Here is a 14,434-nt window from a genome sequence, read left to right on the forward strand (position 1 = left end):
TTTTATTTTTGATATTGCTTAATAATTGCTTGTGTACCTAAGTCTTCATCACCTTGAATCATCATATCTTGATATAAATCACGTACAATTTTAAGGATTGGTAATTCTAATTTTTCATCTTCTGCACCTTGAATCGCAATATTCATGTCTTTCACAAAGTGTTTAATGAAGAATCCAGGAGCATAATCTTCAACAATCATCTTAGGACCATTATTACTCATTTGCCAACTGCCTGCAGCACCTGCGCTAATTGCACTGAGCATAGTTTGAGGATCTAATCCCATTTTATTTGCGTAGGCAATCGCTTCAGCAACGCCTGAAACAGCTCCAGCAATAGCGATTTGATTTGCCATCTTTGTATGTTGACCACATCCAGCATGACCACAATAGATTATATTTTTACCCATACTGTTAAAGATAGGTAGACACTCATCAAATATTTGCTTATTACCACCTACCATAATTGATAAAGTACCATTTTTAGCACCGATATCTCCACCAGAGACAGGGGCATCAAGAACATGGATATCTTTCTTTTTACCTTCTTCTTCAAGTTTTTCAGCAAGCTTAGGACTAGAAGTTGTCATATCAATTAATGTTGCGCCAGATTTTGCAAATTGAAATACTTTGGTTGATACTTCTTCAACATCACTTGGTAAACCAACGATCATAATAATAATGTCAGATTCCTTTACACAAGTTTCGATTGTTTCACAAAAGATAGCCCCCTCATTTTCAAGTTCTTTTGCTTTAGCAGCTGTACGATTATAGACTGCAACTTCATAATTATTCTTTAGTAGATTACGTACCATGGAAGCACCCATAACACCTGTACCAATAAATCCTATTTTTTTCATAATTTCACCTCAACTACTATTATACATATCTTTTCGATTGATGATGAACAAATATTTACCGGTTATTCTAATTAATAATCATTAAATGATAACTTGAATTAGTAGTAAATAACAGGTATAATCAACTCAGCGAGGTGAGAGCATGAGCAGTACACAAAAATAAGAAAAATTAAATTGTGCTTATTTTTGTAAACCTTCATTTAGGAGGTGATTTCATGCTTGAACTAAAGAATTTAACAATCACTACTCATAAGAATAGAGTATTACTAAAGAATTTTAGTTTTGTGTTAAATAATAATGATAAAATCGCGATAATTGGAGAAGAAGGTAATGGTAAAAGTACCTTGCTTCAGGCTATCGTGGATATTAACTTAGTAAAAGATTATGTAAATGTCGAAGGTCATATAAACAAAAATAATGCACGATGCGGGTATTTAACGCAATCAATGAATCCAATTTGGAATGATTGCGATGTTTTTGAGTTTCTAATTAAAGAAAGTCCAAAAGATGAAATTAGTATCGAACAGTATAATCAAATGAATGAACTTACTCGGTGCTTAACCGAAGTTGATTTAGATGTTAATTATTTAATGGATACGAAGTTGATTAAAACATGCAGTGGTGGTGAAAAAGTTAAACTACAGCTTGCGAAATTATTGTATCAAAATCCTGATTTCTTGTTATTGGATGAACCGACTAATGATTTAGATTTAAGAACATTAATCTGGTTAGAAGAATTTATTAAAAATCAAAGTAGACCGATTTTATTTATTTCACATGATGAAACATTATTAGAAAATTGTGCAAATGGGATTATTCATCTGGAACAACTTAAACGAAAGACAGAAAGTTCATGGACAGTAGAACATATTGGATATACAGATTACTGTGAGAAAAGGAATTATAACATTGATCGTACAAACCGGATTGCATCAAAAGAAAAGGCTGAATACAATAAACAGTTAGAACGGTATCGTAAATTATACCAACGTGTTGATCATGAATTAAATTCAGTATCAAGACAAAACCCTCATGGAGGACAACTACTTAAAAAGAAAATGAAGAGTGTCAAGTCATTAGGAAAACGTTTAGAAAATAAAGAATTATCTAGCAAGATAGAACCTGAAGAAGCGATAGAATTATTTTTTGATGATGTTCGTATTCATGCCAATAAAATTATTTTAGATTATCATTTGGATTTGTTGATGATGAAGGAAAGAGTATTATGCAATGATATTAATCTTCATGTAAAAGGGAATGAACACATTGTTATCATTGGACAAAATGGAATAGGGAAAACAACATTAATCAAGAAATTAATGGAAACCTTGAGAAATAGGCATGATATCAAAGTAGGATATTGTCCTCAAAATTATGGTGAACTATTACCAATGAAAGAAACACCAATCAACTTTCTACTAAGCAACCTTGAATATACAATGAAGTCGAAAGTACAAACATATTTAGGGTCACTCAAATTTACTGCAGAAGAAATGGAACATCCAATGGAAAATCTAAGCTATGGACAGCGTTGTAAGATTTTGTTGGTATACTTAGTGATTCATCAATTTGATGTACTTATTTTAGATGAGCCTACGCGAAATATGAGTGCTTTATCTACTCCGGTTCTAAGAAAAATATTTAGAGATTTCAAAGGATGTATTATAAGTATTTCTCATGATCGTAAGTTTATTGATGAGGTATGTGATACAGTTTATGAAATGAAAGATGGTCAATTTTTAAAATTAGATTAATGTTGAGGACTGGTTTAATGAAGAAGAAAGGGATAATTTTAATCATAATAGTAATTTTAGCTATAGTAGGTGGATTGGAATTGCTATATCGTAACAATGTAATACCACACAACAAGTATACAAATGAAGATTTTGGAATAAATCAATATCAAAGTGAGATAGATTTGGATCAAGATGGAATTGATGATCAAACAGATATTCTTCAAAGTGCTTTTAGTTATGTAATGACTAAACCTAAGTATAAGAGCAAATACTATGAAACCGGATACCCAAATGATGGGTTTGGAGTATGCACTGATGTAGTTGCGTTTGCATTAAAAGATGCAGGTTATGATTTGCAATATTTAGTTAATGAAGATATAAAAATGAATCCACAAGACTACAATATAAAAACTCCAGACGTCAATATTGACTTTAGACGAGTACGCAACTTGAATCAATACCTTTCAAATCATGCAATAAGCTTAACATTAGACACTAATCAAAATAGTGAGTGGTCTGGTGGAGATATTGTGGTCTTTAAAGGTCATATTGGAATAGTTTCAAGTAATAGAAATAACCAAGGAGTACCATTTGTAATTCATCACAATAGCCAATTTCAATTTCATTATGAAGAAGATATTTTAATGTACTGACATGATATTATTGGACATTTCGGATAAGTTAAACAGTAGGGAGATAATTTAATGATAAATTAAGCTTGTTTCAAGCGGATATTAGCTATTAATACTTGCGTAAGGGTAGGTTTCATGGTATATTTATAAAGCTTTTGTACTGGGTTGTTTGACTCCTCGTCGATATTCTCGGTTCATTAGGTCAGTGAAATTAGGAGGAAAAACAATGTTAACTAAAACTGAAAAGACTCAAATTATTAAAGATTATGCTCGTTTTGAAGGGGATACAGGATCTGCTGAAGTTCAAGTTGCAGTATTAACTGCACAAATCAACAATCTTACTGAACACTTAAAAGAACATAAGAAAGACTATCATTCAACACGTGGATTAATGAAGATGGTTGGACGTAGAAAAAATTTCTTGGCTTATTTACGTGAAAACGATGTAAACCGTTACCGTGAATTAGTACAACGTTTAGGATTAAGAAAATAATTAAATTAAGAAGCTTTGGCTTCTTTTTTTGTTCGTTTGAGTGATTTTTGTATAGAAAATCACTTTTGTTGTATAAAAGAGCACATTCCTTGTAAATGATACAAAGTATCGATAAACTTGAATTACAAGATACAGATAAAGTATCTAAAGGAGAAAAATATGTCGGATCATAAAAAATTAACAAATGAAGTAGGAGCCCCTGTTAGTGATAACAATCATACATTAACGGTTGGAGAAAGAGGACCAGTATTATTGCAAGATAACTGGTTAATTGAAAAATTAGCACACTTTGATCGTGAAGTAATTCCTGAAAGAAGAATGCATGCAAAGGGTAGTGGTGCCTTTGGTGTATTTAAATCGACACAGGATGTTTCAAAATATACAAAAGCAAAATTATTTGAACAAAACAAAGAAACACCAGTCTTTGTACGTTTCTCAACTGTTGCGGGAGAAAGAGGAGCAGCGGATGCAGAACGTGATATCCGTGGATTTGCATTGAAGTTCTACACTGAAGAAGGAAACTGGGATTTAGTTGGGAATAACACACCCGTATTTTTCTTAAGAGATGCGATGAACTTTCCTGATTTAAATAGAGCAGTTAAACGTGATCCTCGTACAAACATGAGATCTGCACAAAATAACTGGGATTTCTGGACACTTTTACCAGAAGCGTTTCATCAAATCACAATAACGATGTCTGACCGTGGTATTCCGTATAGTTATCGCCATATGCATGGTTTCGGAAGTCATACATATAGTTTATTAAATGAAAATAATGAACGAGTATGGGTGAAATTTCATTTTAAGACTCAACAAGGAATTAAAACTTTAACAGATGATGAAGCTGCAAAAATTGTAGCAAATGATCGTGAAAGTCATCAACGTGATTTATATGAAAGTATTGAAAAAGGTGAATATCCAAAATGGACTTTATACTTCCAAATCATGAGTGAAGAGCAAGCAAACAATCATAAAGAGAACCCATTTGATATCACAAAAGTCTGGAGTCAAAAGGAATATCCATTGATTGAGGTTGGTGTACTCGAATTAAATCGCAATCCTGAAAACTATTTTGCAGAAGTAGAACAAGCTGCTTTTAGTCCTTCACACCTTGTGCCAGGCATTGGGTTATCACCAGATAAATTATTACAAGGACGTTTATTTGCATATGGTGATACTCAACGTTATCGTTTAGGTGTTAACCATGATCAAATACCTGTGAATAAAGCACGTGTTGATGTTCATAGTTCACATCGTGATGGAAGTATGCGTGTTGATGGTAATTATGGTTCTACTGTTGCCTACCATCCAAACAGCATGGGTATATGGAGTGAGCAACCATCAGTTCGTGAACCAGGTTTAAGTACACAAGGTGATGTGTACCACTATGATCCAAAGGCAGATTTAACAGATGATTGTTTCCGACAAGGTGGAGATTTATACCGTTTAATGAGTGAGGAACAAAAACAAGCTTTAATCGAAAATACAAAAAACAACATCATGTCAGTAACTGAAAATATTAAGTATCGTCATGCAGTGCATTGTTACTTGGCTGATATTGATTATGGTACAAGATTTACTAAAGCATGTAATTTGGATTTAGAAAAAGTAATTGAACTATCAAAATTACCTAATCAAGAATTAATCAATGCGACTTTATAAGAGTTCACATTGCTTGAAAGAAATTACACTTCTCGGTATGATATTATTGTAATTATTATTGAAACCGAGGTGATATTCCATGAAAGAGGTAAGAAATACGAATCAAAAAGACATTATCAAACAAGTAATAATGGATAATAAAGATCATTTAACTGGTGATCAAATATATGATAAGGTTAAGGAACACATGCCTTCAATTAGCCGGGCAACTGTATTTCGTAATTTAAAAAGACTAGTACAGTTAGGCGAGATTGGGCATATTGAAATTCCTGATGGAGCTGATTGTTTTGACTATCGACAACATGAACATTATCATTTCAAGTGCAATGACTGTCATCGTGTATTCGATACAGAAATTCCATATGATAAATCATTAGATGACTTGAATCCAAAGTTTAAAGTAGATCATCATATTACTTTGTTTTATGGCACATGTTCTGATTGTTTAGAAAAACGTAAATCTTAAGCAGATGAGTATAATTTCATCTGCTTTTTCTATGCATAATAATATTTGACAAATAATGAACACTGGTTTACTATTTATTAGTGAACGGAGGTTTACTAATGGCACAAGTCTTAAAAGAAGAAGTCAGAAATAGTATTTTAAAGGCAGCAGATGCAGAGATTATGGCAAATGGAATACAAAGTATTCAAATGCGTCGTATAGCTGAAGGTGCAAAGATGACTGTTGGAAATCTTTATCGTTATTATCGTGATAAAGAAGCGTTAATACAGGCGATAGTTGAACCAGCGCTCATAGATTTAGACGAATTACTAAAAAGAGTAAGCAATTCTCAAATATCATTACTTAAGGAAACTTCTGTTCTTAATATGGAAGAAGTTTATGTAAATCTTGAAGTATGTGCTATGGGGCTTGCGGATATTTTTAGACGTCATAAAAGTGCAATGCTTCTAATATCAAGCACAAATGAATTGAAACAATTTTCTGCTTGGATCAAACAAGTATTGCAAACTGGATTGAAATATAGAGAGACAGATCTGAATGCAAGTGATTTGGATTTTCTATGTTCACTAATTTCAACATCTGTTGTAAAAGGAATGCAAGAATGCTTTAGAATTGCGTTAGCGGATCCAGAGAAAGAAACGAATTTAGATCAAGTTATCTTAAAGTATTTACAGATTGTATTATGGAAATGAGGAAAATATGAGTTATATTGAATTTAAAAATGTAAAGAAAATATATCATGTTGGGGAAGTAGATATAGAAGCACTTGCAGGAGTTGATTTTTCAATCAATAAAGGTGAGTTTGTAATTGTGGCTGGAGCATCTGGTGCGGGTAAAAGTACAATACTAAATATTTTAGGGGGAATGGACACGTGTTCAACAGGAGAAATAATTGTTGATGGTGCACGTGTTGATCAAATGAATGAGAAACAATTAACAGATTATCGTCGTTATGATATTGGGTTTGTTTTTCAATTCTACAATCTTGTGCAAAATCTAACTGCACTTGAAAATGTTGAATTAGCTACTCAAATATGTAAAGAACCTTTGGATGTAAACTTAACGGTTGAACAAGTTGGTTTAAAAGATCGTAAAGATAATTTTCCATCACAATTATCAGGTGGTGAACAACAACGTGTTGCGATTGCACGTGCATTAGCGAAGAATCCGAAACTTTTGTTGTGTGATGAACCAACCGGAGCACTGGATTACAATACGGGTAAACAAGTTCTAAAATTATTACAAGACACTTGTCGTGAGCATGGAATGACAGTTGTTATCATCACGCATAACCTTGCGCTATGTCCAATGGGGGATAAAGTTATAAAAGTAAAGAATGGAAAAATTTCTTCAATTACCGTGAATGAAAACCCAGTAAATGTAGAAACGATAGAATGGTAATATGTCGAAGAATTTATTAAAAGATACATTACGAACAATTCGAAAAACATTTTCTAAGTTCGTAACATTGTTTGCGATAGTTGCCTTAGGGGTTGCCTTCTTTGTTGGGGTATCGGCAGCAGCGCCAATTATGAGTGTAAGTGTTGATAAATATAATGATGAAAATTCATTTACGGATCTACAAATTTATTCAACATTTGGATTTGAAGATTATGATATAAATGCCCTTCAACAAGTGGAAGGTATTGATCAAGTAGTAGGTACCAAGTTTGTGGATGTTATTGGTAAATACAATGATACCGATATGGTTATTCGAGTTCAATCATATACAGAGGACCAAGCTTTAAATAACTTTGTATTAAAAGAAGGTCGTTTACCTGAAAATAAAAATGAATGTCTTGCAGAAGCAGGTGGTAATTTATTTAGAGCACTTCCATTAGGAACAACAGTATCTATCACAAGACCCGATGATGATTTAAATGATACATTGGATGTTAATGAGCTGACGATTGTTGGACTAATTGATACACCAGAGTATTTGAATGGAAAGAAATCAAATAGTACTTTAAGTAATCGTCCTATTTCTACTTATATGTTTGTTCCCGAATCAACATTTAATACAGATTATTATACATCTGTACTTTTATCTGTAGCGGGTGCGAAAGAATTAAATGGATTTAGTCAAGAATACATGGACTTTATTGATCCAGTTGAACAAAGAATTGAAACTCTTGCGACAACACAATCACAAGTAAGAAGAGACAAGATTCTTAAAGAAGCAATGGATGAATACAATGATGGTTTACAAGAATATGAAGATGGTAAAAAAGAATTTGAAGATGAAATAAAAAAAGCTGAAAAAGAAATAAAAGAGGCAAAGCAAAAATTAATTGATGGTGAACAAGAAATCATTGATAATGAAGCAAAACTTGAAACTGAAAGTGCACAAGCATTAATAGGTTTAGATAACGCACAATTGGAATTAGAAAAAGGATTAGTTGAATGGAAATCACAAAAAGCTAAATTTGATGATGAGACTAAACCAATGTTACTTGCACAAAGAAATAGTATACTAACTCAAATAGGGTTGAGTAGTTTAGAACAATTGAATGAAATGATTTCTCAAACTCAATCGAAAGTAACAGGTTTAGAAAGTTCAATAGATACTAAACTTGCACGCATTCAAGAAATTAATGATTTATTGAATAGTACAAGTGATCCAAACGAGATTACGAATCTTGAAAATGAAAAGAATACATTGAATAATGAATTGATAACATTACAAACAGATCTTGCAAAGGAAAAAGGAATATTAACTTCACTTCAACAAGTTCAAGGAGGCATAGCACAAATTGATGCTGGTATTGCGAGCGGTGAAGCACAACTGTCCAGTGCTAAACAAATATTAGATGATGGAGCGGGCAAGGTTTGGGCAGGACGATTAGAACTTGAAGAAACAAAAAAAGATGCCACACAAAAGATTGCAGATGCAAAAATAGAATTAGCTGATGGAAAAATAGAACTTGCAGATGCTGAAAAGAAATTTGCTGAAGAAAAAGAAAAAGGACAAAAAGAATTAGATGATGGTTGGGCTGATTTAGTTAAAGCTAAAGAAGATATTGCAAGTATAGAAACTGGTGAGTGGACTATACTTAATCGTGATATGAATTTTGCAGCAAAATCATTCAAGGATACCATATCACAAATGAAATCGATTGCTGCAGTATTCCCAGTCTTTTTCTTCCTAGTTGCTGCTTTAGTGTGTCTAACAACAATGACACGTATGGTGGATGAACAACGTGGACAAATTGGAGTGTTGCGTGCATTGGGTTATGGTAAATTAGCATGTGCATCGAAATATTTAATTTATGCAATACTTGCGACAATATTTGGAGGTGTTTTAGGTAGTGTTGTTGGGTTGCTTATTTTCCCAGCAGTTGTTTATAACGCATGGGGTATGATGTATGTTTTACCACCAATTCAATTGTATATTCCTTGGGATTTGATATTAATTTCAAATGGCTTATTTATTTCTGTAATGGTATTGACAACATGGTTCGCATGTCGCCAATCGATGAATGAAGTGCCTAGTCAATTATTAAGACCTAAATCACCGCCGATGGGTAAAAAGATATTATTAGAACGTATCCCATTTATTTGGAATCGTTTCTCTTTCACATCTAAGGTTACAGCGCGTAATATCATTCGCTATAAGAAAAGATTTTTTATGACAGTAATCGGTATAGCTGGTTGTACTGCGCTTTTGGTAGCGGGATTCGGAATAAAGGATTCAATATCAACAATTGTTGATAAGCAATTCAAACAAATATATAAATATGATGGTGCGGTAGTTTTAGAAAAGGAATTAGTCCAATCTGAAATTAATAATATCAACCAACAAATTGATGATATGAATGGTGTAAATGACACAATACAAATTACTAGCTATCAAGCAAAGGTTCAAGTAAGTAATGATGATGAAGTTGCAATCGTTTATGTATATCAAAACGATGAAGATATGAAAACAATGAATAACCTCAAACAACGAAAAGGTGATGCACTTACTTTGGGTGATGAAGGAGTTATTATTGATGAAAAGCTTGCGGAATTATTAAATGTAAAAATTGGTGATAAGATTTCGATTGAAAGTGAAAATGAAATTGTTAAGGAATTCAATATAAGTGGCATATGTGAAATGTATGTAAATCATAGTGTATTTATGACATCAACTGCATATGAAAAAGCATTCAATTTAAAACCAATGATCAATACAATTCAAATTGTTACTGATGGACAAGCTGCAGATATTCAACAAACACTAAGTAATTTAGAGGGAGTTGAGTCTATCGAATTTTATGGCGATGTTGTGGATAACTTTAACAGCATGATAGATGGTCTCAATATTGTCGTTGTCGTGCTAATTGTATGTGCGGGATTATTGGCGTTTGTAGTATTAAGTAATTTAACAAATGTTAATATAAGTGAGAGACAAAGAGAAATCGCAACATTAAAAGTATTGGGATTTAATCGCAAAGAAGTAAATATGTATATTTACAAAGAAAACTTAATACTGACATTCATAGGATCCATCTTTGGGTTAGGGTTAGGAGTTATTTTACATAAGTTTATTATCTTAATGGTTGAAATGGATTATATTATGTTTGGTCGTGATGTTACGATTATTAGCTTAATCCTTTCGGTATTGATAACGATGTTCTTTGCGCTTGTCGTAAATTTCTTCATGACATTTAAATTAAGAAAAATTCAAATGGTTGAATCATTGAAGAGTGTTGAATAATGAATTACGTCTATATACTAGAATGTGGTGATGGGTCATTTTATACAGGGTGGACAAATGATATAAAGCATAGAATTCAAATGCATCAAGAGGGTAAGGGTGCTAAATATACCAAAGCCCACTTACCAGTAAAGCTAGTTTACTTTGAGGAATTTGAAGATAAAAGTGAGGCGATGCGAAGAGAGTACGAGATAAAACAATTATCAAGAAGTGAAAAAATGATGATAGTAAGTGCAAATCGCTTGAAAAGTATTGAATAAACCGTGATAATACAATTGAGGAGGGAATTTTATGAAAAAAGAACTAAAATTCTATATTTGTGAACATTGTCATAATGTAATTGTTAAATTATCTGATGCTGGGGTACCGGTTGTTTGTTGTGGGGAACCAATGAAAGAAATCCAACCTAATACGGTTGAAGCTTCTCAAGAAAAACATTTACCAGTAATTAACCGTTTAGAAAATAACAAAATCGAAGTTCGTGTAGGAAGTGTAGATCATCCAATGGAAGAAAAACACTACATTGAATGGATTATCCTTGAAACAGAATCAGGTTTCCGTGTTCAACATTTAGCACCAGGTGAACACAATTACGTTGAATTCTTAAACGATGAAAAAGTTGTTGCAGTTTACGCTTATTGCAATCTTCATGGTTTATGGAAGACTTCAGTATAATTTAATTTTATTATATCAAGGTGATTTCAATTGAAATCACCTTTTTATATTACAAAACAGCATAAATTTATTGTAAAACGATAAATATATGATACAATGTTTTTGAAATGAGGATTATATATGAAGAATATGAATACGATATTTTTAAGAGCTTGTATTGTTATTGTCGCAATTGTTGTGATGTTGATGTCTATTTTCTTTATCCCACCATTCGCGAATAAAGTAGGAGAGATTTACCCAATTATCGCTAATCTAAGATTTATGGTTATCTTAATTCCATATGCAACGCTTATTCCCTTTTATTTTGCACTCTATAAATTCATGGTGTTATTGAATTTAATTGATCAGGGTAATGCTTTTTCAGTAGAATCTGTAAAGATTTTAAATATAATTAAAAAATGTGCGATTTTAATTACTATTTTATATCTATTTATTTTACCTTTGGTTTATATCGTTGCGGATATTGAAGATGCACCTGGATTGTTATTGATACTAGGTTGTTTTTCTATGGTTCCATTTGTTATTGGTATATTTGCAGGAGTTCTAGAAAAATTGTTGGATCAAGCTGTACAAATAAAAGCAGAAAATGATTTGGTGGTTTAATATGGCGATTATAATAAATTTAGATGTTATGCTTGCGAAACGTAAAATGAGTGTGACTGAATTAACTGAAAAAGTAGGTATCACAATGGCTAATATTTCTTTGCTTAAAAATGGTAAAGTCAAAGCGGTTCGGTTATCGACATTAAATAGGATTTGTGAAGTGTTGAATTGTCAACCAGGAGATATCTTAGAGTATATTCTGGATGATGGTGAGATACATTGAAAGTAATAGTTATTTTATTTTTGATTTGTTTGCGTCTTCTTGGTTGTAATCAAGATATGGAAAATAGATGTAGACTAAAAGTTCAACTACCACAAGAAAATGTATTTACTTTGTGTATCAATGGTTCAACTAATGAAACTGAAAGCTATAGCGAATGTGTATCTTTGGCAAAAGAAGATAAAGCATTTAAACCAGGTGAAATTGTATCAATCGATTTACCAATGTATCCAGAGTACATAGGTAAAGAATTGCACATTGAGTTGATCGTACAAGGAAAAGAAAAAGGTACAGGTAGAATCAAAAACGAAATATCAGTCCTTATTGAAGGTGGTAAAGTATACCGATATCGGATTGAAGGAAATTACGATGAAGGTTTTGTAGTAACTGAAATAAAATAATCTTGGCAGTCTATTCTAAAAAATAGGCTGTTTTTCTATGTTTTGTGGTTATTTAGGTTTTCAATTATCTCTAAATAACCTATTCCTTTTATAGTAAATGTGCTAAAATATATGGGTTAATATAGAGAAGAAGAGAAAAGAAGAAGAGGTAAGTAAATGTCTAAAGAAATCTTTAGTATGGATTTCTGCGGTAGAAATTTAACCGTAGAAACAGGCGAAATCGCCAAACAGGCTGGAGGGTCTGTCATTGTTCGTTATGAGGATACAGTAGTGTTATCGGCTGCAACAGCTAATCACACACCAAAAGATACTGATTTTTTCCCATTAACAGTAACATTTGAAGAAAAATTATATTCAGTAGGTAAGATTCCAGGGGGATTCTTACGTAGAGAAGGAAGACCAAGTGAACATGCGACTTTAACATCTCGTATGATTGACCGTCCAATCCGTCCATTATTCCCTGAAGGATTCAGAAACGAAGTACAAGTTGTTAATACAGTATTATCTGTAGATCAAGATTGTTCAGCAGATATGGCTGCAATGTTTGGTGCTTCTTGTGCATTATGTGTATCTGATGTTCCATTCAATGGTCCTATTGCAGGTGTAATCGTTGGTCGTATTGATGGCGAATATATTATTAATCCAACAGTTGAACAACTTGAGCAATCCGATATTCATTTAACTGTTGCAGGTACAAAAGATGCAATTAACATGGTTGAAGCTAGTGCTAAAATTGTTTCTGAAGAAGCAATGTTAGGTGCTTTATTATTCGGTCATGATCATATTAAAATGTTATGTGCATTCCAAGAAGAAATTCTTGCGAAAGTAGCTAAAGAAAAAATGGAAATTTCGTTATATGAAATTGCTCCTGAAATTAAAGAATACATTGATGCAAATGGTAAACAACGTTTAGAAGAAGCAGTTTCAATTAAATTAAAGCTTGAGCGTTATGGCAAGATTGATGAAATAACTGATGAAATGGCTGCAGCTTTTGAAGCAAAAGAATATGCAACTGATAAAGAAAAAGAAAAAACAGTTAAACAAGCGAAAGAATATTGTACTGAAATCGTAGCGAATGAAGTACGTCGTTTGATCTCAGTTGAAAAAGTTCGTCCAGATGGTCGTAAACTTGATGAGATTCGTCCATTAAATAGTCAAATTGATCTATTACCAAGAGTTCATGGCTCAGCATTATTTACTCGTGGTGAAACACAAGTATTATCTGTAACTACATTAGGTGCTTTAGGTGATAATCAAATCATTGATGATTTAACAGAAGTTGAAGAAAAACGTTTCATGCATCACTATAATTTCCCTCCTTATTCAGTAGGTGAAACAGGACGTATGGGTAACCCTGGACGTCGTGAAATTGGGCATGGTGCATTAGGTGAAAAAGCTTTAGCGCAAGTATTACCAAGTGTTGAAGAATTCCCATATGCTATTCGTACGGTTGCAGAAGTTCTTGAATCAAATGGTTCAAGTTCTCAAGCTAGTATTTGTGCTGGTTCAATGTCTTTAATGGCAGCAGGTGTTCCTATTAAAGCTCCAGTTGCTGGCGTTGCGATGGGTTTAATTACATTTGGTGATCATTATTCTATCCTTACAGATATTCAAGGTATGGAAGATCATTATGGTGATATGGACTTTAAAGTAGCTGGTACTACAGAAGGTATTACTGCTTTACAAATGGATATTAAAATTGATGGTATCAACAAACAAATTTTACAAGAAGCTCTTGAACAAGCACGTATTGGACGTTTACAAATCATGGAAAACATGTTGGAAGCAATCAATGCACCAAGAGAAGATGTATCTAAATATGCTCCAAAACTTGTATCAATGACGATTCCTACTGATAAGATTCGTGATGTAATTGGTACTGGTGGTAAAATGATTAACCAAATCATTGCAGAATGTAATGATGTTAAGGTTGACATTGAAGATGATGGACGTTGTGTAATTTATCACTTTGATAGAGAAATGCTAAACA

Annotated in this window: 15 protein-coding genes; 14 read left to right on the top strand and 1 reads right to left on the bottom strand. The window is 32.7% G+C overall.

Features of this window, described 5'->3' with window-relative positions:
- Positions 1-2 precede the first annotated feature (2 nt).
- Positions 3-857 carry an NAD(P)-dependent oxidoreductase gene (locus RR643_RS06560; RefSeq protein WP_332468642.1) on the bottom strand — a complete coding sequence of 285 codons (855 nt, stop codon included), beginning with the start codon at positions 855-857 and terminating at the stop codon, positions 3-5.
- Between the two features lie 215 nt (positions 858-1,072).
- Here RR643_RS06560 and RR643_RS06565 point away from each other — a divergent pair, with 215 nt between their 5' ends.
- From RR643_RS06565 to pnp, 14 genes are all read left to right on the top strand, one after another.
- Positions 1,073-2,611, top strand: a complete 1,539-nt coding sequence (locus RR643_RS06565; protein WP_332468641.1) for an ATP-binding cassette domain-containing protein — start codon at positions 1,073-1,075, stop codon at positions 2,609-2,611.
- Between the two features lie 17 nt (positions 2,612-2,628).
- A complete protein-coding gene (locus tag RR643_RS06570) occupies positions 2,629-3,246 on the top strand; it encodes a DUF1287 domain-containing protein (protein WP_332482730.1) in 618 nt (205 codons plus the stop codon).
- A gap of 205 nt (positions 3,247-3,451) precedes the next feature.
- Positions 3,452-3,718 carry a 30S ribosomal protein S15 gene (gene rpsO, locus RR643_RS06575; RefSeq protein WP_332468639.1) on the top strand — a complete coding sequence of 89 codons (267 nt, stop codon included), beginning with the start codon at positions 3,452-3,454 and terminating at the stop codon, positions 3,716-3,718.
- A gap of 159 nt (positions 3,719-3,877) precedes the next feature.
- Entirely contained in the window at positions 3,878-5,380 is a 1,503-nt protein-coding gene (locus RR643_RS06580) for a catalase (RefSeq protein ID WP_332482731.1), read from the top strand.
- Between the two features lie 79 nt (positions 5,381-5,459).
- The gene (locus RR643_RS06585) at positions 5,460-5,846 is read left to right on the top strand and encodes a Fur family transcriptional regulator (RefSeq protein WP_332468637.1); all 387 of its coding nucleotides are present in this window, start codon (positions 5,460-5,462) and stop codon (positions 5,844-5,846) included.
- A 98-nt stretch (positions 5,847-5,944) separates the two neighbouring features.
- Positions 5,945-6,538 (top strand): TetR/AcrR family transcriptional regulator, encoded by a 594-nt coding sequence (locus RR643_RS06590; protein ID WP_332482732.1) that lies wholly within the window; start codon positions 5,945-5,947, stop codon positions 6,536-6,538.
- A gap of 7 nt (positions 6,539-6,545) precedes the next feature.
- Positions 6,546-7,247, top strand: coding sequence for an ABC transporter ATP-binding protein (locus RR643_RS06595; RefSeq protein ID WP_332468635.1), 702 nt, complete (start codon positions 6,546-6,548; stop codon positions 7,245-7,247).
- 1 nt (position 7,248) lies between these two features.
- Positions 7,249-10,545, top strand: coding sequence for an FtsX-like permease family protein (locus RR643_RS06600; protein ID WP_332482733.1), 3,297 nt, complete (start codon positions 7,249-7,251; stop codon positions 10,543-10,545).
- On the top strand, positions 10,545-10,805 hold the full coding sequence (locus tag RR643_RS06605) for a GIY-YIG nuclease family protein (protein ID WP_332468633.1): 261 nt from the start codon (positions 10,545-10,547) through the stop codon (positions 10,803-10,805). Before RR643_RS06600 ends, RR643_RS06605 begins: the two co-directional genes overlap by 1 nt.
- A gap of 31 nt (positions 10,806-10,836) precedes the next feature.
- Entirely contained in the window at positions 10,837-11,220 is a 384-nt protein-coding gene (locus RR643_RS06610; protein ID WP_332468632.1) for a desulfoferrodoxin family protein, read from the top strand.
- Between the two features lie 120 nt (positions 11,221-11,340).
- Positions 11,341-11,823, top strand: coding sequence for a DUF2975 domain-containing protein (locus tag RR643_RS06615; RefSeq protein WP_332468631.1), 483 nt, complete (start codon positions 11,341-11,343; stop codon positions 11,821-11,823).
- A 1-nt stretch (position 11,824) separates the two neighbouring features.
- Positions 11,825-12,046, top strand: coding sequence for a helix-turn-helix domain-containing protein (locus RR643_RS06620; RefSeq protein ID WP_332468630.1), 222 nt, complete (start codon positions 11,825-11,827; stop codon positions 12,044-12,046).
- Positions 12,043-12,444 (top strand): hypothetical protein, encoded by a 402-nt coding sequence (locus tag RR643_RS06625; protein ID WP_332472283.1) that lies wholly within the window; start codon positions 12,043-12,045, stop codon positions 12,442-12,444. The genes RR643_RS06620 and RR643_RS06625 overlap by 4 nt, the downstream gene beginning before the upstream one ends.
- Positions 12,445-12,600: 156 nt before the next feature.
- The coding region (gene pnp / locus RR643_RS06630) for a polyribonucleotide nucleotidyltransferase (RefSeq protein ID WP_332482734.1) at positions 12,601-14,434 on the top strand (1,834 nt) is incomplete at its 3' end.

The organism is Anaerorhabdus sp., assembly GCF_036637135.1.
GTDB lineage: Bacteria > Bacillota_I > Bacilli_A > Erysipelotrichales > Erysipelotrichaceae > Anaerorhabdus.